Genomic DNA, 22,645 nt, shown 5'->3' on the forward strand with positions numbered 1-22,645 from the left:
AGATGCCGCGTTGTCGCCTGGCATCGGCCACGCACATGACCTGCCTCTCGAGCTGGTCGCGCTGAGCGCACGCCAATCGTGCAGGCGTGCCGAACAGCACGCATGCAATCGCAGCTATGCTGGCGGCACCATTTGCCAAGGCGGTCTGCCATGTCCCTGTTCGCCATCATTGCCGGCCTGTGCGTCGCACTGCTGCACGTTTACATCCTGGTGCTGGAAATGGCGCTGTGGACCCATCCGCTGGGCTTGAAGACCTTCCGTAACAGCCTCGAGAAAGCGCAGGCCACCCGCGTGCTGGCAGCCAACCAGGGGCTCTACAACGGCTTCCTGGCCGCTGGCCTGTTCTGGGGTGCACTTGCCGCGCGCGCCGATGTGCTGAGCTTCTTCCTGGGCTGCGTGGTGGTAGCAGGTTGCTATGGCGCCTACAGCGTCAATCGCCGCATCTTCTTCGTGCAGGCACTGCCGGCATTGATCGCACTTGCGCTGGTGTGGCTGCCGCGCTGACGCACCTGCGCCAGGGTGTCTGCTTGCTCGTAGGAGCGGGCTCGCCCGCGATGAAGCGTCACTCTTGGCCCCATCGCAAGCTAGCGATTCTCAGCGGACGGCGTGAGTAACGCAGGCACGCGTTTGACCGCACTGCGCACTTGTCCGACAAGGGGTCGAGGAGGGCGATTCTTTCTGCCGTGACCCTAGTCTGCTGACGCTGCAGATCGCGCCAGCATCAGTACCCGTCTCCACAAACAACGACGGCGAGCCGAAGCTCGCCGTCGTCACTGCTGTGAACTTGGCGCAAGGCTTACGCGGCTTCGCGTGGCTGCTGTGCCTGCGGCTTGTCGTAGAAGCTGGCTGCACGCAACTCATGCGGATCGAAGTCGTCTACGGTGATGGTGTCCATCATGATCTCGCGCAGCTCTTCCAGCAGCTTGCGCTCGTCCAGGGTGAGCACGCCTTCGGCCACGGCTTCGTCCAGCTGCGCCGGGAAATCCAGTGCTTCGATGCCCTTGGTCTTGAGCGCCTTGAGGAACTTGCGCTCCACCGGCTCGGCCATCACCGCTTTGGTCAGATAGCTGGCGATACGCCCGCCCGGGTTGTTGGCGCACGGGGTCAGAAAGACGCCCTGAGCCAGGCGGTCGCGCGCTTCGTTGGGCGCCATCAGGATCGATGCCACGCGATGGCCCAGGCGATCGCCGGGCGCTTCGGCGCGACGGCCCAGCGGGAAGATCAGCACCCACATCAGCCAGCCCACCGGGCGGATCGGGAAGTTGCGCAGCGCTGCCGACAGCGCGGTTTCGATCTTGTGCACGCTGTCGTGGAACGCCCAGGCCAGCAGCGGCTGGTCGGTGGCCGGGGCGCCTTCGTCGTGGTAGCGCTTGAGCATCGCGCTGGCCATGTAGATATGGCTCAGCACATCGCCCAGGCGACCGGACAACGATTCCTTGAACTTCAACTTGCCGCCCAGCATCAGCATCGACACATCAGCCATCAATGCCAGGTTGGCCGAGTAGCGATCCAGCTTGCGGAAGAAGCGACGCGTGTATGCATCGCCCGGCGCTGCGCCGATGCGCGCACCGGTCAGGCCGAACCAGAACGAACGCACGGCGTTGGAAATGCCGAAGCGGATATGCCCGAACAGGCTCTGGTCGAACTCTTCCAGACCGCGGCGCGTATCCGGATCCTGCGCCGCCTGCATTTCCTTCATCACCCACGGATGGCACAAGATCGCGCCCTGGCCGAAGATCAGCAGGCTGCGGGTCATGATGTTGGCGCCTTCCACGGTCACGCCGATCGGCGCGGCCTGCCAGGCGCGGCCGGCGAAGTTGCGCGGCCCCAGGATGATGCCCTTGCCGCCGATCACGTCCATCATGTCGCTGACCACTTCGCGGCCCATGGTGGTGCAGTGGTACTTGGCAATCGCCGACGGCACCGATGGCACGTCGCCACGGTCGACCGCTGCGGCAGTGGCCTGCGCCAGCGCACTGATCGCATACGCCTTGCCGCCGATGCGCGCCAGCGCTTCTTCCACGCCCTCGAAGCGACCGACCGACAGCCCGAACTGCTTGCGGATGCGCGCATACGCACCGGTCACCACCGCCGCATACTTGCCGCCACCGCTGGCGGTGGAAGGCAGAGTGATCGAACGACCCACCGCCAGACACTCGTTGAGCATGTTCCAGCCCTTGCCCACCATTTCCACGCCGCCGATCAACTGGCTCAGCGGGATGAACACTTCTTCGCCATGGATCGGGCCGTTCTGGAACGGCGAGTTCAAGGGGAAGTGGCGACGGCCGATTTCAACGCCGGGGGTTTCGCGCGGCAGCAACGCCAGGGTGATGCCGATGTCCTTCTTGTCGCCGATCAGGCCGTCCGGGTCGTAGGCGCGGAACGCCAGGCCGATCAACGACGCCACCGGTGCCAGGGTGATGTAACGCTTGTCGAAGGTGAGCTTGACGCCGAGCACGTTGGCGCCGTTCCACTCGCCCTTGCAGACGATGCCGTAGTCCGGGATCGAGGTCGCATCGGAGCCGGCGAACGGGCCGGTCAGGCCGAAGCACGGCACTTCGGCACCGATTGCCAGACGCGGCAGGTAATAGTCTTTCTGTTCCGGGGTGCCGTAATGCAGCAGCAGCTCACCCGGTCCGAGCGAGTTCGGCACACCGACGGTGGAACTGACCACGCTGGAAATCGAGGACAGTTTCTGGATCACCTTGTGGTGCGCCAGCGCGCTGAACCCCAGGCCCCCGTACTGCTTGGGAATGATCATGCCGAAGAACTTGTTCTTCTTGATGAAGTCCCACAGCTCCGGCGGCAGGTCGGCGTGGACGTGGGTGATTTCCCAGTCGTTGACCATCTTGCACAGCTCTTCCACCGGCCCGTCCAGGAAGGCCTGCTCCTCGGCGGTCAACTGCGGCTTGGGATAGTTGAGCAGCTTCTGCCAATCCGGGTCGCCGGTGAACAGCTCGCCCTCGAAGCCGACCGAGCCGGTTTCCAGCGCGATGCGCTCGGTCTGCGACAGCGGCGGCAGCACCTTGCGGAAGAACGCCATCAGGGGCGTGGTCAGCAACGGCTTGCGCAGGAACGGCAACAGCACCGGAGCGGAAACCAGCACCACCAGCGCCGCGGCGACGATGGTGGCGACGAGGTTCGCATTCAGCAGCCAGCACGCCACCAGCACGCAGGCGCTGATCGCAACCCAGGTGGCAAGGCGCATGCGGTGATAGGCAGCGATGCCCGCCGCCAGGATGACGAGGAGGAACGGTGCAACGATGCTCATGGTCTTGCTCCAGTGACATGCTCGGTGATGTTGGACGCTGCAATGGTGCCAACCGAGGGCAGTGCGTCCAGATAATGCAACACGGTGGCGGTAAAGGTGGTGTTGTCGTCGCCGGCCAGCATGTGCGTGGCATCTGGCAGATGCACGTGCTGCGCATGCGGCGCGATGGAGAGAAATTCGGCGATGTTGGCCGGCGTGACCAAGTCGCTGCGTCCGCCGCTGATCAGGAGCATTGGGCAACGCACCTGTGCCGCCGCATGCAGCAACGCGTGCTGCTGCAGCTGCGCATCCTGGCCGGCCAGCTCGTCGACCAAGCGCGGATCCCAGTGCCAGTGCCAACGCCCATCAGCACGCTGTCGTAGCAATGCCTGCAATTGCCCTGCCGTTTTGCGCGGGCGGTGCGGCAGATACACACCGATCACATCAGCGGCCGCATCCAGCGATGCGAAACCGTCCGGATGCGCGGTCATGAAGCGCAGGATGCGCTCCACACCTGTGGTATCCCAACGGGGCGTGATGTCGACCAGCACGATCGCGCGAAACAACCCAGGCCAACGCGCTTCTGCCAACAACCCGAACAAGCCGCCCATCGATGCGGCGACCAGCACCGGCGGTTCGGGCTGTTCGCCGGCCAGCACGATCAGATCGTCGGTGAACTGCGTTGCCGAGTAGGGCAGGTCCACTGCATTGACGCTCGAATCGCCATGCCCGCGCGCGTCGTATGACAGCGTCCGGTAGCCTCTCTGAGCCAACGTCGCGGCAGTGCTTTGCCATGCATGGCGGGTCTGTCCAAAGCCATGCGCGAACAACACCGTCGGTGCGTGTTCGGCACCCTGCAGCGACACGGCGAGCACTGCATCACCAGCGTTGACGCTGGACACTGACGCAGTGGAGGCGAGGCTAGAAGGTGAGATAACCATACTTAATGGTATGGATGCACGTCGGTGCCTGTCAATACTCAATCGTATGGACGGTTAAGCTATTGAATCATGGCGCTTGTATGTCAATTGCGTGATGCATACTGCAACTGACTCAAGCGTATGGTTAAATCGCGCTATGAACGACACCATCGACTCCAGCCTCACCACACCCCGCGCCAGCTCTGGTCGCGGCAACCGCCTCAGTGCGGACGACTGGGCACAGGCCGCGCTTGACCTGATCGCCGAACAAGGCGTGGGCGCGGTCGCCGTGGAGCCGCTGGCGCGCCGACTTGGCGTTACCAAGGGCAGTTTTTACTGGCACTTCCCCTCGCGCGATGCCTTGCTGCAGGCCGCTCTCGAGCGTTGGGAAATCTTCGAACAAAAGGAAGTGTTCGGCAGCCTGGAAGACGTCCCCGACCCTAGCGCTCGCTTGCGCGCGCTGTTCCAGCTGGTTGCGCACGAGGTCAAACCGCACGTCATCTACAGTGAACTGCTCAAGGCACTCGACCACCCGGCCGTACGCCCGGTCATCGACCGCGTCTCGCAACGCCGCCTCGATTACCTCATCGCCTCCTTCCGGCAGGCGGGCCTGTCCCGCACCGACGCCCAGCACCGCGCGCGCCTGGCGTACGCCGCCTACGTCGGCTTTCTGCAGCTTTCACTGCAACTGCAACAGCCCAAGCAGGCCCGCGAAGACTTCGAGGCGTATGTTGAGCATGTGATCCAGACGTTGATTCCGGGGTGAGTAATTCGGCGTGCGTAGCATCCGACGGGGTGTTTTAGGAGAATGAGGGCTAACGAAAAGGCCGCGATTCTTTCGAATCGCGGCCTTTTGGTTACTGCTTTTCCAAACTGCTTATCAGAACTTCTGGGTGTAGCGCATGTAGTAGAAACGACCCGGAATTTCGTACTGCGGATCGAAGCTATTTGCGAAAGCCGTAGCAGATTGCGGCGGATCCCGATCGAACGCGTTGTTGACGCCGACCGTTACACGCGCATTCCACGGTGCCTTCCAGTACGCACTGATATCGGTATAGGTAACGCTCGGGATGTGGTTGCGAGGTGCTGCACCTGCGCTGGTGACACGATTCGGATCCGAGCAAAGCAAGCCAATATTGACCGGGTTGCTGACGTTGGCGCCGGTGCAGTTCTCGACCTGAGAGCTGTAGTAACGCATTGCCACGGAGCTACCGATGTCGCCCAATTCCCAATTGGCCATCAGGTTGGAGCGGATGCGCCAGTTATTATCCTGAGCCGAGCCGCCCCGATACAGGCCAACGCGCGTTTCCGGATCCTGAAGCGGCTTCTCAACCACGAACTTGCTGAGGTAGGTCGAATCCCACACGAAACTGAAATTGCCCCAGGCCGTATCGGGCAGGCGGTAACCAAGCGTCAGGTCGTAGCCTTCTGCTTCGATTCTGGCGATGTTGTTCGGTACCGCCAGCAGGTTTGAAATTTCGCCGGTGGCTTCACGCTGGATGAGAGAGCAGGAGTTCGCTACGCCAGCCAAGTAGCAGCTGTTGAGCGTTTCTTGCACGGTCTGAGTATCGATCGCATCTTCGATCTGAATGTTCCACCAATCGAGCGAAACATCCAGGCCAGTCACCCAACCCGGGCTGAAAACAAAGCCCAACGTCTTGGAGGTGGACGTTTCAGGCTTCAAACGCTGGTTTCCACCCGTCGCAGTACGGACCTGTGGGTTTGCTTGTGCGTAGGCCGGAACCGAGCCGCAAGAGCCAGGACGCGAGGTATTCACGGCGCCAGTATCGTACGAGCCTGCGCAAGGGTCGCGGACGTCTTCGAACGTATCGCTGACGCCCTGGAACAATTCGCTGATCGAAGGTGCACGGAAGCCTTGCGACCAGTTACCGCGGATCATCAAGTCAGTGATCGGCTTCCAGCGGAAACCGAACTTGCTGTTAGTAGTATCGCCGAAGTTGCTGTAGTCCGAGTAACGGGTAGCCAGGCTGAAGTCCAGCAGCTGAGCGCCGGGCAGATCGGCGAGAAGCGGCACGGCCAATTCCAGATAGGCTTCGTCAAGCTTGTAACCACCATTGGTGGCGGTGCGTGCGTTGCCGGTGGTATCGCCGGAATTGATCAGCGCATCCGGATCGTCGAAACCGGACTCTTCGCGGTGCTCGACACCCAACGAGAAAGCGAACGCGCCTCCCTGCATATCGAAGAGTTCGCCACCGACGTTGCCGTAATAGGTCTTTTGCTCATAGCCATAAAGGTCATGGGCATTGAAGCCTGCGTAACGCAGCATTTCCGGAGTGAGCGACCCGGGCCCGTGGAGCATGTCCATCGGAACGCAGCCATCAATGGTGCTTGCAGCAGTGCCGCAGCGCGCCGTGCCGGAAGCGTCGACGAACGACGGACCGAGCGCGTTACGCAGCGCCGAAATGTTGAACAGACCGGTGGTGCGCTCGGTCTGGTCGTTCTTGCCGTAGAACATGCCTGCTTCCCAACTGAAGAAGCGCTGACCAACTTCGAAGTCACCTTCGAATGCACCGTTGAAGCCGAACGTTTTCACGTTCTGGGTAAAAATACGGCCGCCGGTTTCCTCAGCGCGATACTGGATGTAGTCGATATCGCGGCCGGTGTTGTTGTAAATGTTTGCAGCTGAAATGACGATGTCAGCACCGTTGGTGCCGGGCGCCGAACGACCGAGAACGATCGGCATCGGTGCAAGCACCTGCGTCGACTCGCGTTCGTTGTAAGTGACAGTCGTCTTGAAACGGACATTGTCGGTGATCGACAAGCCAGCATCAGCGAATACCGACTTACGCTCCTGCGGCGTCACCAAGTAGTTGGCGGGGGCGAAGTTGTAGCTATCGGCCGCGGTGTAGCTACGCGATGTGGTGCCGCCATCGTTGGTGATCGAGAAGCCGGGCGTGCCATTAAAGCGGGTTGCGCCAAACGTCGGTGCGCCTGTGGTCGAATCGGTGCCGGTGGAACCGAAGATACCGAAGCGTCCACCCGGAATGGTCGTGCTGTTGCCGGTACGGGGCACAGCACCAAAAACCGGGACGGCGGAGATCTCGCGATTGCCTGCCCAGACCGGCTCTTCCTTGACGTAACCCACGCCCAGGGTGGCGTGCCAGCGGTCGCCGGTCGAGCCGATCGTGAAGTCGTAAGATTCGCGGCTGCCATCACCCTTGTCGTACTGACCAAAGTAGGCGTTCGCTTCCGCGCCATCGAAGTTCTGGCGCAGGATGATGTTGACGACGCCGGCGATGGCATCTGAACCATAAATGGTGGAGGCCCCGTCCTTCAGGACTTCGATGCGCTCGACGGCAGCAGTCGGAATCGTGTTCAGGTCGACTGCACCGCCCAGACCGGTACCACCAACCCAGCGGCGACCATTGACCAGCACCAGGGTGCGGTTGGAGCCGAGGTTACGCAGGTTGACGCGGGTTTCGCCGTTGCCACCGTTGTTGACGTTAGTGTTAAGGGCAGAACCATTGGTTGCGATGTTTTGGATCACATCGCCGATCGAGGTCAAGCCCTGCGACTCGATCTGCTGACGGCTCATGCTAAAGACCGGCTGCGATGTTTCGACGTCGGCGCGCTTAATGCGCGAACCCGTCACTTCGATCTTGTCGAGGTTGGTGGTGCCAGCTTCCTGGGCGATGGCGGTGCCGGTACCGCCCACGCCCACGACGAGCGCGAGGACAACGGCATCGCGCAGCTTGTTGGACTTGCAATTCATTAGCTCTCTCTCCAAGTGATCTTGGGTACTGCCAAGGGTTGTTTTGCCTGTCGGGGGTTCCGAAAAAAGCGGATCCAAAACGTCAGGGTGAACCGATGGTATATGCGTTGCGAGAGAAATTAAAGTCCCGTTAACGAAAAAGAAGGAGGTTGTGAAAGTGGCGGCCGGACGCGTGATCGGCAACGAAAAACGCCACCGGCTGCAGGCCGATGGCGTCTCGTGAAATGCTCTGGAATCAGTGGGTTACAGGTCTTGCTCGTATCTGACATACGGAACGGTCCCGTCGCTGTTGCTCTCGTTGCTCGGTGCGAACGGGTTCTTGCCGCGGGAAATGACGTTCTCGGCGCCGACGGTGAGCTGGCCGCTCCAGGGAGTGCGCCAGGTCAGGCCCAGGCCCAGACCTTCCCACTTCTCGGGCTGGCCGGGAACGTCGACGACGCGGCCGATGACGTTGGCGCTGAAGGCGCCGTAGCCACCGCCAACGCTCAGGGTCTTGCTGTCCCATTGGTCAGCGATGGCGGGTGATACGTCGGCCAGCGGTACCAGGCGCGCACGTGCGTAAGTGCCGCCGATCGAGACGAAGCCCTCGCGGCCGATGTTCTTCTGCCCGAAGACGGTGAGGTCGTTTTGCTCGACACGCGTCAGTGGAGCCTTACCGGCGCCGATCAGCCAGGCGGGCAGGGTGTCGCGACCGGTGCCGGCCGTAACGCCAACGCGACCACTGCCGCGATTGAAGCCCAGCGTGCCGGAGAGACGCCGCGATGCAGCCGCGCTGTCTTCTTCGTCATCGCCGATGCCTGCAAGCAGGCAATGGCTGGCAAGACCGCTGATGTTGGTGCCGCGGCTGCTGTTGCAGAGCAGGCCGAGCGAGTCGCCGGAGGTCAAGCCAAACGCGGCATCGAGCGAGTTGCGACCGAAATGCCAGCGCGCACCGGCTTTCTGCTCGCCGGTCGGCTCCAGGTATAGAAAGGCTTCCACCTTGCCGCTGCCCTTGTTCCACACCGGCAGGATCGTGCTTTCGTGCAACTGCTGCTGCGCCGACTGCGCGTGCACGCCTGTGGCCACCGCGAGGGCAACCATCAAAGCTAGCGGGAGGCGCGGTAGGTATCGCATACCAGAGGTCAGACCCAGGGGCAGTTGTTAAGTTCCCGAGAGCGGGCAAGGAGGATGCTAGGGTGTTTATGATTATTTAACAAGTGGTCGCCTTCCCCCGAAACGCAACCCTCATCCTCTCTATTGCAACCTTTCCGGCGCTTCCTGCGAGGGTTGTGCTGCGCTGAAAAGTACGTCCAGTGCGGTCAACGGAAAGTGATACTCACGGCCACAGAATTCGCAGCGCACCTCGACGTCACCAGTCGCCTCGGCGGCCGCGCGCGCCTCTTCCTCGCCCAGCGATTGCAGCATCGAGGCGACCCGCTCACGCGAGCAGGAGCAACCGAAGCTGAGCGGCTTGCTGCCGAGCAACTGCGGCTCTTCTTCGTGGAACAGGCGGTGCAGCAGATCTTGGCTGGCGACCGAGAGCAGCTCCGGTGCACCCAGGGTATCGAACAGGGCGCCGATCCGGGTCCAGCCATCGTTATCGCCCTCGTCGCCGGGGAGCTTCTGCAACAACAGGCCGGCAGCCTGATCCGGGCCGGCGGCCAGCAACAGGCGCGTCGGCAGCTGTTCGGACTGCTGGAAATAGCTTTCGAAGGCTTCGGCCAGGTCCGCTGCCTGCATGCCGACCAGGCTCTGGTAGCGCTGCGGCTCGCGCGGGTCCAGGCCGGGGTTTTCGATGGTGATCGCCAGCAGCGCGGCTTCGCCCAGCTCACGCAGATCGGTCGGGGCATCGACGCCTTCAGCCAGCTGCACGATGCCGCGCAAGGTGCCGGCGGCGGTGCATTCGGCAAACAGGGTGCGCAAGGTGTCGTTACCGCGCAGTTGTACCGACAGACGTCCATCGACTTTGGTGTGGCCGGTGAACAGTGCCGCGGCCACGGCCGCTTCGCCAAGCAGTTGGCGAGCGGCGGGCGGGTACTCGGCGGCGCCCTGGATGTCGTGCCAGGCCTTGGTCAGGCGCACATGGACGCCGCGCACGCCGGCGGTGGGCAGCAGGAAACGGGAAAGCTGATCGTGATCGGTCATGGAAACATCGGACGTAAGGGACGCGTGTTGCCGGATAATGCGGCAGGCATCGGGATTGAAAGGTCGTAGCGAACAATGGGGACGGATGCATGGGATGACAAGCAAGTGGCGCCACCGCGGCGCAGGCGCTGGCTGCGCTGGGTCTTGGCGGCACCGCTGTTGTTTGCCGTCGCGAGCGTGCTGCAGGTGCTGGTCTTGCGGGTGGTCGATCCACCGATCAGCAGCATGATGGTGGGGCGTTATCTGGAAGCCTGCGGGGAGGGCGACTGGAGCTTTTCGCTGCATCAGCAATGGCGTGATTACGACAAAATCGCCGCCAGCCTGCCGATTTCGGTGGTCGCTGCGGAGGATCAGCAGTTCCCGATGCACCACGGCTTCGATCTACAGGCGATCGAGAAAGCGCGCGATCACAATGCCCGTGGCGGGCGCGTGCGTGGCGCCAGCACCATCAGTCAGCAGGTCGCCAAGAATGTATTCCTGTGGCAGGGCCGCAGTTGGGTGCGCAAGGGCCTGGAAGCCTGGTACACGGTCTTGATCGAGCTGTTCTGGCCCAAACACCGTATCTTGGAGATGTATCTCAACGTGGCCGAATTCGGCGACGGCGTGTACGGCGCGCAAGCGGCTGCCCAGCAGTTCTGGGGCAAGGATGCGGCAGGTTTGTCGCCGACCGAATCAGCGCGCCTGGCAGCGGTATTGCCATCGCCACGGCGTTACGATGCGCGCCGTCCCGGTGCATTCGTGCAGCAGCGTGCCGCATGGATCCAGCGGCAGGCGCGCCAGTTGGGTGGCCCTGCCTATCTGCAGGCACCATGAGGGTGATCACGATCGATACTGTCCAACCGCCGGTCGCTCCTGAGCGCCTGACCGTGGTCATCGCGGCTTTCAACGAAGAAACCAGCATTCCTCTGCTGCATCCGCGCCTGTGCGCAGTATTGGCACAATTGCATGGGTTGCAGACGCATGTGCTGTATGTCGACGACGGCAGTACCGATGGCACCTGGGACGTGTTGCATGCGCTCACCGAAGCCGATGCCAACGTAAGTGCGGTGCGGCTGTCGCGCAATTTCGGCAAGGAGTTAGCGATTTCTGCGGGGCTGGATCATGTGCTGCCGGGTGCGGTGGTATTGCTGGATGCTGATGGCCAGGACCCGCCTGAATTGATTCCGGAATTCGTTGCGCTGTGGCGTAGCGGCTACGACAACATCTTCGGCACGCGGCTGTTTCGCGAGGGCGAGAGTTGGCTCAAGCGTAGCGCCGCGCATGCGTTTTATCGTGTGATCCGGCGCTTGTCGCGGACTCCGATTCCTGCCGATACCGGCGATTTCCGCTTGCTGTCGCCGCGCGTGGTGGAGGCCCTGCAACAGCTGCGCGAGCGTCACCGCTTCATGAAGGGGCTGTTTGGCTGGGTCGGATTTCGTCAGGTGGCGCTGCCGTATCGGCGTGCGCCGCGTCTATCCGGGAGCAGCAAGTTCACAGTATGGCGGCTGTGGAATTTCGCACTCGACGGCATCACCAGTTTTTCGACGGTGCCGCTGCGGGCGGCGACTTATCTGGGCCTGCTCACTGCGTTGCTTGCGTTTCTGTTCGGCGGCTGGGTGGTCATCAAGGCCGCACTGGTGGGCGACCCGGTGGCGGGTTGGCCGACCATGATGTCGGTGATCCTGTTTCTGGGCGGCATCCAGCTGATTGCCTTAGGGCTGATTGGCGAATACCTGGGCCGGTTATACGACGAGGCCAAGCAGCGCCCGTTGTATCTGGTCGATACCCACCGCGGCGCGGTGGGAGTAGGCTGGAGCGACCAGACAATGCGCGGAGCGGGCCATGCAGACCGTACGACAGCTGTTGGGGACCAAACAGGTTGAGGTTTTTGCAGTTGCGGCCGATGCCGCAGTGATCGAGGCGATTCGCTTGATGGCCGAGAAGGCGATTGGCGCGGTGTTGGTGATGGATGGGCCGCGCCTGATCGGGATCGTCTCCGAACGCGACTACGCGCGCAAAGTGGTGCTGCGCGATCGCTCATCTTCGACCACCAGCGTCGCGGAGATCATGAGCGCCGAGGTGGTCACGGTGTCGCCGTCGGACACCGTGGAGCGCTGCATGCAACTGATGACCGATGGGCGCTTTCGGCATCTGCCGGTGGTCGAAAACGGCCGCGTGCAGGGCGTGATTTCGATTGGCGACCTGGTCAAGGCCGTGATCGAAACGCAGCAGCGCGACATCGATCAACTGCAGCGCTATATCGCCAGCTGAGGCCGGCGCCGGCAGTTACTTGGCGTACTTGCCGCCGCAGTTGCTGTCCTTGCCCGGTCCCGGTTCGAAGGTGGCCAGCAGGGCGGCGGGCGGGGCGATCATGCCCAGGCCGATCGCGATTGCGCCACGCAGGCCGAGCGCCTTGTAGTCGGGATGAAACGACGGGTCCTTGAAGGTTCCGCCCACACGCAGCGGCGAGCGCAGGCTGAGGATGCTGCGGTCCTTCGGGCGCGGGCGCAGCAGCAGATCCAGTGTTTCGTCCTTCAGGCTGATGTTGCCCTCGCCGATGATGATGGTGTCGGTGCTGTCGAAGGCCAGGGCACGCGATTGCATGAGGCCGTCCTTGACGGCGAAATCGCCGAACATGCAACGCACCGGAATCTGCCGGTCGGCGGTGAACAGGTATTTCAGCGATTCGGCGATGTCCAGGCCGGCCAGTTCCATGATCAGGTTGCCGACATGACCGCGGCCCATGCCGACGCCGATCGAGCCGTCCGCGCTGCCGAGCATCGCGGCGATCGAATTGCCGCGGCCATGCAGATCCAGCTCGCCGCCGATTGCGCCTGAGGCCTGCTTGGCGAGCGTGGCATCTGGAAACAGCCGGTCCAGCCGGATGCCGCGAATGCCTGCTTTCAGCTGCGTGACGATGACGGGGTTGCGTGCATCCATGCGGATGGTCGAGCGGATGTCCCCACCGGCCACGCCAAAATTCAGCGGGTCCAGTTGCAGCAGGCCGTCCTTCAAGGTAAGCGACGCATCCATGTCGTCCAATGGCCAGGACGGCGCATTGATGCGCTGCGCGCGCCAACGCACCTGGGCATCCATTGCGCGCAACTTGGACAAGTCATAGGGCGTGGTTGGCAGAACACGGGCGCTGGCGGCAAGCTGCGCGGCCCGTTTTTTCTGCTCGGCGTTTGCTGATTCATTTGTTCCGGTCTTGGGCGGTGCACCGACGAAGCCGGCCAAGTCGTCGAAATCCAGCCGTTTGGAGGCCAGGTCCGCGCGCAGGAAGGGGCGCTTGTTACGCAGGTCGATTTCTGCCGTGCCAGAAAGATCGCTATCGCCGGCAGTGCCGGTGAACGTTTCGTAGTGCCAGACATCGCCATCGCGGCGCAAGCGGCCGTCCAGCGTGTAGGGTGGAGTGGATGGCATCGCGACGCCGATCAGCGGGTACAGGTCTTCCATGTCCTGGCCGCTGAGCGCCATCTGCAGGTCGAATACCCTGAACTGGAACGGGTTGGTCAACGTGCCGCGCACATGCGTCCGCGTGGTGCCGGCACTGCCGCGCAGATCGATGCGGAAGGGATGCTCGCTTTGGCTCAATTCCAGCGGTGAGGCGGTATTGCCCTTGAGCGAGAACGGATAGTCTTTCCAGCGGCCTTTGCCATCGATGCCGATCGGGGCGGCGCGTTGGTCACTGCTGGGCGGTGCCAGGCTGTGAATGGCGACATCCACATCCGAGCGGCTGGCGTCGTCGATAAATTGCAGGCGGCCGTTGTTCACCAGTAGGCGTCCCAGGCGCGGCATGCTGCCGTCGCCCTCCGTCTGGTCGAAGACCCAGTTGCCCGGATGGCTATCGTTGCCGGCTTCCAGCAATAGCGTGGGGTGCTCCAGCCGGATTTCCGGCAACTGCAGCTTGCCGCGCAGCAGTGGCCAGAGTTCGACATCGATCTCGGCTGCGTTCAGTTCGGCCATCGCGCCGCGCTTGGACCACGATGCATTGCCCAGACGCAATCGCTCGCCGCGTACCGTGGTGATACGACCCAGATCGACATCCAGATGACCGAGATGAAATTCGCGCCCGGTCTTCGCACTGACCACGCGTTCGACCGGCCCGCGCAACCAGTTCCAGTCGAACAGCAGCAAGAAGATCGCCAACAGCACAGCAACAATGCCGAGACCGATCCACCCGCGTTGGCGGCGCGAGGTGCGGGAGGGCGAAGAGGTAGCGGAGGGCACGTTGGTCACGTGCGCAATGGTTGGCGATGGCTCGTGCACGGCGCGCGAACGCGCCGAAGGTCATAGCTCACATCACCTGCGCGATCACCGCAACGAAGTGGCAAGCGCTACCGGCGAGTACGAACAGGTGCCAGATGGCGTGGAAGTAACGCTGATTGTCGCGTTGATAGAAATACGTGCCCAGCGTGTAAAAGAGCCCGCCGGCCAACAGCCAGCACAGCGACCAGGTATCGACGGAGCGCAGCAACGGCTGGATCGCCACGATGATCAGCCAGCCCATGGCCAGATACAGTATGGTCGACAGCAAGCGAAAACGGCCGGTAAAAAACAGCTTGAAGATCACCCCGGCGGCGGCGATCGTCCAGATGGCAGCGAACAGTCCCCAACCCCACGGGCCGCGCAGATTGATCAACGTAAACGGGGTATACGTGCCGGCGATCAGCAGGTAGATCGCGCAGTGATCGAGCACCTGCAGGCGTGCCTTGGTGCCCGGATGCGCAATGGCGTGAAACAGGGTGGAGGCGACGTAGAGCAACACCAGCGTGGCACTGAACACGATGGCGGTCGCCAATTGCCAGCCATCGCCATAGATCGCGGCCAGGGTGATCAGCACCGAACCACCGGCCAATGCGGCAATGGCGCCCAGGCCATGCGTCACGGCACTGGCAATTTCGTCGCGCAGGTCGGTCGAGGGGGAGGCGTCTGCGTTCATGCCAAAAAGGTACCGTACTTGCGAGCAATTCGCATCGCCAGCCGTGGCGCACGCTTGCTGCAGGTCACGCGCAGGTCAGTCGAGTGCCTTGGCATGCGCGTGTTCGCGGGTAGCCGAGAAGCGCACATCCGGCGCGCGTTCCTGGGCCAACTGCAGGTTGACCCGGGTGGGTGCCAGATAGACCAGTTGGCCGGCCGCGTCGATGCCCAGATTGCCGGCATTTTTCTCGCGAAACTCTTCCAGCTTCTTGGCGTTGTCGCAGTGGACCCAGCGCGCCGTGGTGACGCTCACCGGCTCGAAGATCGCATCCACGCCGTATTCGTCCTTGAGCCGATACGCGACGACGTCGAACTGCAGCACGCCCACCGCGCCCAGGATCAGATCGTTGCTCATCAACGGGCGGAAGAACTGGGTGGCGCCTTCTTCGGATAGCTGCGCCAGGCCTTTCTGCAATTGCTTGAGCTTGAGCGGGTCGCGTAGACGCGCGCGGCGGAACAGTTCTGGTGCGAAGTTGGGAATGCCGGTGAACGACAGCGATTCGCCTTCGGTGAAGGTGTCGCCGATGGAAATGGTGCCGTGGTTGTGGATGCCGATGACATCGCCCGGCCAGGCTTCGGCGGCGATCTCGCGATCGGAGGCCATGAAGGTCAGTGCGTTGGCCAGTTTGACGTCCTTGCCGCTGCGCACATGCAGCGTCTTCATGCCGGCGGTGAACTTGCCTGAGCACACGCGCATGAACGCCACACGGTCGCGGTGCTGCGGGTCCATGTTGGCCTGGATCTTGAACACGAAGCCGCTCAGTTTGGATTCGGTGGGCTCTACGCGACGGCCAGTGGTTTCGCGCGTTTGCGGCGGCGGTGCGTGTTCGATGAAGAAGTCCAGCAGCGGCTGCACGCCGAAATTGTTGACGCCCGAACCGAAGAACACCGGGGTCTGCTGGCCGGCGCGATATGCGGCCAGATCGAACGGATTGCTCGCGCCTTGCACCAGCTCCAGTTCGTCGCGCAACTCGGCCAGCATCTGCTCGCCGATCTTTTCGACCAGGCCGGGCGCATCCAGCGACGGGAAGATGGTCGAATCCTGACGGGTGAAATTGCGCCCCTGTTCGTACAGGTGCACTTCGCCGGAGATCAGGTGCACGACGCCCTTGAGACGCTGGCCCATGCCGATCGGCCAGGTGACCGGTGCGCACTGGATGCCGAGCACGGTTTCCACTTCATCCAGCAGATCGATCGGGTTCTTGCCCTCGCGATCGAGCTTGTTGATGAAGGTCATGATGGGGGTGTCGCGCAGGCGGCAGACTTCCATCAGCTTGATGGTGCGTTCTTCCACGCCCTTGGCCACGTCGATGACCATCAGCGCCGAGTCCACCGCGGTGAGCACGCGATAGGTATCCTCGCCGAAGTCGGCGTGGCCCGGCGTGTCGAGCAGGTTGACGATCTTGCCCTCGTACGGGAACTGCATCACCGACGAGGTCACCGAGATGCCGCGCTCTTTTTCCAGCGCCATCCAGTCCGAGGTGGCATGACGTGCGGCCTTGCGTCCCTTCACCGATCCTGCCATCTGGATCGCGCCCCCGAACAGCAACAGCTTTTCGGTCAGCGTGGTCTTGCCGGCATCGGGGTGGGAAATGATGGCGAAGGTGCGGCGGCGCGCGGCTTCGTTGGAGACATCGGACATGGGCGGTGCGCGCCCGGTCGGACGCCTGCGGAAACTGAGGAAGCTGATGATTATAACGGCTTCGCTGCGGCACGCCTTTGGAGTAAGGTTGGCGCCCTCGATTTCGGCGGTCGGCCGTGGCCGGGGCCAGCCTCAGGGGGCTGGCGAGGGAAACTGCAGTTCGCCCTGCGGGCCGAGCATGCGGAACGGGACCGAGACCAGCCGCATGTCGGCATTGCGCTGGATCGCGAAATGCAGGTGCGGCGCGGTGCTGAAGCCGGTATTGCCGGATGCGCCAAGCCGCTCGCCGGTACGCACCGCCTGGTTCGGGCGCACGGCCACGCCGTCGGGCGCCAGGTGGGCATAAATGGCCATGCTGCCGTCGGCGTGCAGCACGCGCACGAAGTTACCGCCGCCGGCTGCGGGGTCGTTCGGGTTGTTGTCGACGACATCGCGCTGCACCTGCATGACCACGCCGTCGCGCGCTGCCAGGACCGGCGTTCCCTGCGGCATGGCGAAGTCCACCGCGTACCAGTTGGGCGGATCGGCATGGCTGAAGTGTCCGCCAAAGCCCTGCGCGACCTGCACCGGCACGCCGCGGAATGGCAGCTGATAGGGCGCCGGCTGCGGGGTAGCCCGCGGATCGCCCGGCACCACGTCGAGCGTGAGCCCGAGCCCGCCCAGGGTGCGCTGGTTACTGGCCGGATACAGCCGGGTCACCAGGCGGCGCTCGTGTGCGGCCAACGCAAGCGTCAGCGGCAATTGCGGCACGGCGCGGTAATCCTCGCTGGCTGGTGCGCTCAGGCGCAGCTGCGCGGGCCCGGCCAGTGGATTGGTGACCCAGGCCAGGTAGACCGGGGCCTGCCATTCCAGTTGCAGCGCAGCGCCAGTGCCGATGGCGGCCGGAGCAGATTGTGGGGCCAGTGACTGCGGTGAGGGCGTTGCCGCAGCGCCGGGCCAATGCCAACGCTGCTGTGCGTGCGCCGGGCGCGCGCAGGCCAGTACCGAAACCAGTGCTGTGATAAAGACCGGCAGGGCAGTGCGAGATACGAGGTGAGGCACGCCATCGACTCAAGCAGAAGGGGCGCAAGTATGCGGCCCATCACAGGCCAGAGTGGTATCGGATGAAAATATATCTTTCCATCCGCATGAAGAGATTGACATCGCAAAAATCTGCTGGCATCTTAGCCTCACCATCGAGACCGGCGGAGGGACAGGCCCTTTGATGCCGGGGCAGCCAGCGGAGCGCGCAAGCGTCCGCGTTTGGTGCCAAATCCTGCGGGGACCTTCGCGTCCGCCGAAAGATGGTTCGAATCGTGCCTTGTGCACCTCGAACGCGAGCTCCGCGAAGCTCGATGGCCGATCCACCCCGGATACCGCCATGAGCCTCGTGAATACAGCATCGCCGTCTACCAACGATTTCGTTGACATCTCCGCCACCAGCGACCACAACATCACTGCCGTGCGCGGCGAACTCGTCATTGCCCTGCCGATGCGCCATGCCGGCATGCGCGAGCTGCGGCTGCGCTATGAACTGATCGGCGCGGCCCATGCGCCGGTGGTGTTCGTGGCCGGCGGCATCTCTGCGCACCGCCATTTGGCCGCGAGCGCGCTGTTTCCCGAGAAGGGCTGGGTGGATGGGCTGGTCGGCAGCGGCCGCGCGCTGGATCCTGCCGCGCGGCGTCTGCTGGCATTCGATTTTCTCGGTGCAGACGGCAATCTGGACGCGCCGATCGATACCGCTGATCAGGCCGATGCGATCGCTGCGTTGCTGGACGCGTTGGGTATCGGGCGTTTGCACGGTTTTGTCGGTTATTCCTACGGCGCGCTGGTTGGATTGCAGTTCGCCATCCGCCATGCGGCCCGCGTCGGCACCTTGGTTGCGGTAAGTGGTGCGCATCGTGCGCACCCGTATGCCGCGGCCTGGCGTGCCTTGCAGCGCCGTGCGGTGGCGCTGGGCCAGCTGCAATGCGCGGAACAGCACGGCCTGGCGCTGGCACGTCAGTTCGCCATGCTCAGCTACCGCACGCCGGAAGAATTCAGCGAGCGCTTCGATGCACCGCCGGAAGTCATCAATGGCCGCGTGCGGGTGGCCGCCGAGGACTATCTGGACGCTGCCGGTGTGCAGTACGTGGCGCGTACGCCAGTGAATGCATATCTGCGTCTGTCCGAATCCATCGACCTGCATCGCATCGACCCCGCGCAAGTGCGCGTGCCCACCGTCGTGGTGGCGGTGGAAGGCGACCGCCTGGTGCCGCTGGCTGACATGGTCAGCCTGGTCGAAGGTCTGGGCCGGCGCGGCAGCCTGCGCGTGTTGCGCTCGCCATATGGCCACGACGCCTTCCTCAAAGAAAACGATCGCATCGACGCAATCCTCACTACCGCCCTTCGCAGCACCGGAGAAACCGCATGAGCTTTCGTGACCCCACCGCCGCCCCCTGTACTGCTGCCACTGCCGCCGTGCGTGCCGGTATCGACCGCGACACCGCTTACGGTGCAGTCACTCCGCCCATCGTGCTGTCGTCGAATTTTTCGTTCGATGGCTTCGGCAACAAGCGCCAGTATGACTACACCCGCAGCGGCAACCCGACCCGCGATCTGCTTGGCGAAGCGCTGGCCGAACTGGAAGGCGGCGCCGGTGGCGTGATCACCTCCACCGGCATGGGCGCGATCAATCTGGTGCTCAATGCGGTGTTGCAGCCCGGCGATACGCTGGTGGTGCCGCACGATGCGTACGGCGGCAGCTGGCGCCTGTTCAATGCGCTGGCCAAGAAGGGCCACTTTGCGCTGATCACCGCCGACCTCACCGACCCGCGTTCTCTAGCCGATGCGTTGGCGCAGTCGCCCAAGCTGGTGCTGATCGAAACCCCGTCCAACCCGCTGCTACGCATCACCGATCTGCGCTTCGTCATCGAAGCGGCGAAGAAGGTCGGCGCATTGACAGTAGTGGACAACACCTTCCTGTCACCTGCGCTGCAGAAGCCCTTGGATTTCGGTGCCGATCTGGTGCTGCATTCCACCACCAAGTACATCAACGGCCATAGCGATGTGGTGGGCGGTGCGGTGGTGGCGCGCGATGCGCAGCTGCATCAGCAACTGGTGTGGTGGGCCAACGCGTTGGGCCTGACCGGCTCGCCGTTCGATGCCTTCCTGACCTTGCGCGGTTTGCGCACGCTGGACGCGCGCCTGCGCGTGCATCAGGAAAATGCCGACGCGATCGCTGCGCTGCTGGACGGGCACGCGGCAGTCAATCAGGTGTATTTCCCCGGGCTGGCGACGCATCCGGGCCATGCCTTGGCGGCGCGTCAGCAGAAGGGCTTCGGCGCGATGATGAGTTTCGAGCTGGAAGGCGGCGAGGCGGCAGTGCGTGCGTTCGTCGATGGCCTGCGCTACTTCACGCTGGCCGAATCGCTGGGCGGCGTGGAAAGCCTGATCGCGCATCCGGCTTCGATGACGCATGCAGCGATGACTGCCGAAGCGCGCGCGGCTGCCGGAATTTCCGACGGCTTGCTGCGGTTGTCGATCGGGATCGAATCGGCCGAAGATCTGCTGATCGATCTGCGTGCCGGTCTGGCCCGTGCAGAAGCCACCCTGACCGCCACCAACCGTAAACAGGTCGACGCGTGAGCACTGTGCTGCCTGTTGCGCGCCGCGCTGCGGTCGCTGCGGTGACGCCCACCCCGCGACTGGCCTTGCTTGGGACTGGCACCGTGGGGCGCGCTTTCGTGACCCGCTACACCGCGTTGCAGCAACGCCAACTGCGTTTGCCGCGCTTCGATTGGCTGGCCAATTCGCGCATTGCGCAGGATTGCGGCGTGAGTGCCGAGCAGGCGCTGCAACAAGCCAATGCCGCGCCGCGCGGGCAGGCGGTCTTGCAGTCATGGGCTGAAACCACTGCGCTGCGTGCCGGCGATGTGTTGGTAGACGCCACCGCCAGCGATGTCGTCGCCGATTGGCATGTCGAGTGGTTGCTGCGCGGTGTGCATGTGGTCACCGCCAACAAACTGGGCCAGGGCACCGCGTTGTCGCGTGCGCAGGCGCTGCATGCTGCGCGTCATGCCAGCGGTGCGCATTATGGGGATAGCGCCACCGTGGGCGCCGGGTTGCCGGTGTTGAGCAGCGTGCGTGCGTTGGTCGCCGGCGGCGACCACATCCATTCGATCGAAGGCGTATTGTCTGGGTCGTTGGCGTGGCTGTTTCATCGCTACGACGGCAGTGGCGTATTTTCTGCCTGCGTGCGCGAAGCGATGGCGGCCGGCTATACCGAGCCGGATCCGCGCATCGATCTCTCCGGCGAGGACGTGCGGCGCAAGTTGCTGATCCTGGCGCGCGTCGCGGGTTGGCAACTGGAAGCCGAGCATGTGCATGTGGAATCGCTAGTGCCGGCCGCCATCGCCAAGCTGCCGCTTGCAGCGTTGGATGCGCAGTTGGGCGCGCTGGATGCAGTGGTGGGTGCACGCTGGCAACAGGCGCGCGCGGCAGGACGTTGCCTGCGGTTCGTTGGACGTGTGGATGCACATGGGGCGAGCGTGGGCTTGCGCGAGTTAGCGCTCGATCATCCCTTGGCCGGCGGTGCCGGTACCGACAATCGGGTCGCGATCAGCAGCGACCGATATCGCGCGCAGCCGCTGTTGATCCAGGGGCCGGGCGCCGGTGCCGAAGTGACTGCGGCGGCGCTACTGGATGACGTGTTGCGGATCGTGGCTGGGTAATGCGCTGAAGGGTGAGCGGTTGCGTCTTTCAGGCGGCCGCGCTCGCCGCTTGGACGGGCGACCGATCTGTGCGCTGTTGCTTGGCGCGTGACGTCACTGCGGCCAAGCACAGCAGTGGCGAGCGCAACCCTCCTGTGGTGAGGTTGCGGCCCATGCACTCGCGGTGACGCTTCAACTGTATGCCACGTTCAAATCCATGGCACGCTGTTATCGCGCAATCGCCTTCAGCAAGGACGCATTGAAACGCTTGGGGTCCTGCACCTGCGGGGAATGTCCGAGGTCGGCGAATTCGACCAGCGTTGCGCTCGGAATCGCCGCCGCCGCGCGCTTGCCCAGCTCGGGGTAGTCGCCGACACGCGCCTTGACGTCCGGCGGTGCGGTGTCCTTGCCGATCGCGGTGCGGTCCTTGAGGCCGATGAACAGCGTGGTTGGCACTGTGAGCTTGGGCAGTTCGTACACCACTGGTTGGTTGAACACCATGTCGTAAGTCAGCGCCTGATTCCAGGCCACCGCCTGCTTGCCGTTGCCCAGCGACATGCCGGCCTGCATGCGCGCCCAGCGTTCGAACTCGGGCTTCCACTGTCCGGCGTAATACACGTCCATCTGATATTTCTTGATCCGCTCGAAGCTGGTCTTCAGCTCGTTGTCGTACCAGGCGTCGACGCTGCGCCACGGAATGCCTTCGGCCTTCCAGTCTTCCAGGCCGATCGGGTCCACCAAGGCGAGGTGTTCGGTGGCCTGCGGGTACATCAGTGCGTAGCGGATCGCGAGCATGCCGCCCATCGAGTGGCCGACGACCACTGCGCGGTCGATTCCTAGTGTTTTCAGCAATGCGTGGGTGTTGTCGGCCAGCTGTGCGAACGAAAACTGATAGGCCGCTGGTTTGCTGGATTTGCAGAATCCTACCTGGTCCGGCGCGATCACGCGGTAGCCGGCCTTGCTCAGGGCCGCGATGCTGGATTCCCAGGTGGCCGCGCAGAAATTCTTGCCATGCAGCAGCACGGCGGTGCGTCCGTTCGGCTTGCCGGTGGCTGCGACATCCAGGTACGCCATCTCCAGCGGCTGCTGCTGCGAGGTGAACGCGTATGTCTTGACCGGGTAGGGGTAATCGAAGCCTTCAAGACGCGGGCCGTAGCTGGCTTGCTGAGCCATCAGCGGGCCGCAGGCCAGGGTCAGTGCGAGTGCACAGGCGAGATGTCGCATCGTGTTCTCCATCCGGGATCCGTGCCGGAAGGCTACCTGGCGCACCGTGGTGGAGGCGTGGATCCGGGCGGTGCCGCGCGAGGGGGTGCGGCGGGCTGACGTGCCCTCATCCGCCCTTCGGGC

18 protein-coding genes and 1 riboswitch are annotated in these 22,645 nt (G+C 63.4%); of the genes, 8 read left to right on the plus strand and 10 right to left on the minus strand.

Translation table 11 applies throughout. The features are described from left to right. Positions 1–150: 150 nt before the first annotated feature. Positions 151–504 carry a DUF1304 domain-containing protein gene (locus M0D43_RS17575; RefSeq protein ID WP_252162392.1) on the plus strand — a complete coding sequence of 118 codons (354 nt, stop codon included), beginning with the start codon at positions 151–153 and terminating at the stop codon, positions 502–504. Between the two features lie 292 nt (positions 505–796). On the opposite strand, the gene M0D43_RS17580 is transcribed toward M0D43_RS17575, so the two are convergent. Then, complete coding sequence (locus tag M0D43_RS17580; RefSeq protein ID WP_252162393.1) at positions 797–3,271, minus strand: acyl-CoA dehydrogenase; 2,475 nt, start codon at positions 3,269–3,271, stop codon at positions 797–799. Then, positions 3,268–4,191 (minus strand): alpha/beta fold hydrolase, encoded by a 924-nt coding sequence (locus M0D43_RS17585; protein ID WP_252162394.1) that lies wholly within the window; start codon positions 4,189–4,191, stop codon positions 3,268–3,270. The genes M0D43_RS17580 and M0D43_RS17585 overlap by 4 nt, the downstream gene beginning before the upstream one ends. 136 nt (positions 4,192–4,327) lie before the next feature. Between M0D43_RS17585 and M0D43_RS17590 the strand changes: the two genes are divergently transcribed. After that, positions 4,328–4,936 carry a TetR/AcrR family transcriptional regulator gene (locus M0D43_RS17590; protein WP_065466941.1) on the plus strand — a complete coding sequence of 203 codons (609 nt, stop codon included), beginning with the start codon at positions 4,328–4,330 and terminating at the stop codon, positions 4,934–4,936. 114 nt (positions 4,937–5,050) lie between these two features. Here M0D43_RS17590 and M0D43_RS17595 read toward each other — a convergent pair whose 3' ends face one another. The 3 genes from M0D43_RS17595 to hslO form a co-directional block, all read right to left on the minus strand. After that, positions 5,051–7,903 carry a TonB-dependent receptor domain-containing protein gene (locus M0D43_RS17595; protein ID WP_252162395.1) on the minus strand — a complete coding sequence of 951 codons (2,853 nt, stop codon included), beginning with the start codon at positions 7,901–7,903 and terminating at the stop codon, positions 5,051–5,053. Between the two features lie 243 nt (positions 7,904–8,146). After that, positions 8,147–8,983 carry an XOO1806 family protein gene (locus M0D43_RS17600; RefSeq protein WP_252162396.1) on the minus strand — a complete coding sequence of 279 codons (837 nt, stop codon included), beginning with the start codon at positions 8,981–8,983 and terminating at the stop codon, positions 8,147–8,149. 153 nt (positions 8,984–9,136) lie between these two features. Next, on the minus strand, positions 9,137–10,027 hold the full coding sequence (hslO, locus tag M0D43_RS17605; protein ID WP_252162397.1) for an Hsp33 family molecular chaperone HslO: 891 nt from the start codon (positions 10,025–10,027) through the stop codon (positions 9,137–9,139). 75 nt (positions 10,028–10,102) lie between these two features. Between hslO and mtgA the strand changes: the two genes are divergently transcribed. The 3 genes from mtgA to M0D43_RS17620 are packed head-to-tail and all read left to right on the plus strand — an operon-like array spanning position 10,103 to position 12,277. Beyond that, positions 10,103–10,840: a monofunctional biosynthetic peptidoglycan transglycosylase gene (mtgA, locus tag M0D43_RS17610; RefSeq protein WP_252162398.1), complete on the plus strand. Its 738-nt coding sequence runs from the start codon at positions 10,103–10,105 to the stop codon at positions 10,838–10,840. Then, a complete protein-coding gene (locus M0D43_RS17615) occupies positions 10,837–11,889 on the plus strand; it encodes a glycosyltransferase family 2 protein (protein ID WP_425510605.1) in 1,053 nt (350 codons plus the stop codon). The genes mtgA and M0D43_RS17615 overlap by 4 nt, the downstream gene beginning before the upstream one ends. Then, entirely contained in the window at positions 11,849–12,277 is a 429-nt protein-coding gene (locus tag M0D43_RS17620) for a CBS domain-containing protein (protein WP_252162399.1), read from the plus strand. The genes M0D43_RS17615 and M0D43_RS17620 overlap by 41 nt, the downstream gene beginning before the upstream one ends. A 15-nt stretch (positions 12,278–12,292) precedes the next feature. Here M0D43_RS17620 and M0D43_RS17625 read toward each other — a convergent pair whose 3' ends face one another. The 4 genes from M0D43_RS17625 to M0D43_RS17640 all read right to left on the minus strand — a co-directional run bounded on the left by M0D43_RS17625 (position 12,293) and on the right by M0D43_RS17640 (position 17,669). After that, the gene (locus M0D43_RS17625; RefSeq protein ID WP_252162400.1) at positions 12,293–14,245 is read right to left on the minus strand and encodes an AsmA family protein; all 1,953 of its coding nucleotides are present in this window, start codon (positions 14,243–14,245) and stop codon (positions 12,293–12,295) included. A 58-nt stretch (positions 14,246–14,303) separates the two neighbouring features. Next, positions 14,304–14,948 (minus strand): PAQR family membrane homeostasis protein TrhA, encoded by a 645-nt coding sequence (gene trhA / locus M0D43_RS17630; RefSeq protein ID WP_252162401.1) that lies wholly within the window; start codon positions 14,946–14,948, stop codon positions 14,304–14,306. 75 nt (positions 14,949–15,023) lie between these two features. Beyond that, positions 15,024–16,628 (minus strand): peptide chain release factor 3, encoded by a 1,605-nt coding sequence (locus tag M0D43_RS17635; RefSeq protein ID WP_101361719.1) that lies wholly within the window; start codon positions 16,626–16,628, stop codon positions 15,024–15,026. A 132-nt stretch (positions 16,629–16,760) separates the two neighbouring features. After that, positions 16,761–17,669, minus strand: a complete 909-nt coding sequence (locus tag M0D43_RS17640; protein ID WP_252162402.1) for a M23 family metallopeptidase — start codon at positions 17,667–17,669, stop codon at positions 16,761–16,763. A gap of 128 nt (positions 17,670–17,797) precedes the next feature. Beyond that, positions 17,798–17,918: riboswitch (SAM riboswitch) on the plus strand. A 70-nt stretch (positions 17,919–17,988) separates the two neighbouring features. Here M0D43_RS17640 and metX point away from each other — a divergent pair. Genes metX through M0D43_RS17655 form a run of 3 tightly spaced genes read left to right on the plus strand, consistent with a single transcriptional unit; the run spans position 17,989 to position 21,319 of the window. Beyond that, entirely contained in the window at positions 17,989–19,020 is a 1,032-nt protein-coding gene (metX, locus tag M0D43_RS17645; RefSeq protein WP_252162403.1) for a homoserine O-succinyltransferase MetX, read from the plus strand. After that, on the plus strand, positions 19,017–20,234 hold the full coding sequence (locus M0D43_RS17650; RefSeq protein ID WP_252162404.1) for an O-succinylhomoserine (thiol)-lyase: 1,218 nt from the start codon (positions 19,017–19,019) through the stop codon (positions 20,232–20,234). The genes metX and M0D43_RS17650 overlap by 4 nt, the downstream gene beginning before the upstream one ends. Further along, positions 20,231–21,319, plus strand: coding sequence for a homoserine dehydrogenase family protein (locus M0D43_RS17655; RefSeq protein ID WP_252162405.1), 1,089 nt, complete (start codon positions 20,231–20,233; stop codon positions 21,317–21,319). The genes M0D43_RS17650 and M0D43_RS17655 overlap by 4 nt, the downstream gene beginning before the upstream one ends. 207 nt (positions 21,320–21,526) lie before the next feature. Here the strand turns inward: M0D43_RS17655 and M0D43_RS17660 are convergent, their stop codons facing one another. Next, complete coding sequence (locus tag M0D43_RS17660) at positions 21,527–22,534, minus strand: alpha/beta fold hydrolase (RefSeq protein ID WP_252162406.1); 1,008 nt, start codon at positions 22,532–22,534, stop codon at positions 21,527–21,529. Between the last annotated feature and the right edge of the window lie 111 nt (positions 22,535–22,645).

This window comes from Xanthomonas prunicola (genome assembly GCF_025266575.1).
GTDB classification, from domain to species: domain Bacteria; phylum Pseudomonadota; class Gammaproteobacteria; order Xanthomonadales; family Xanthomonadaceae; genus Xanthomonas; species Xanthomonas prunicola.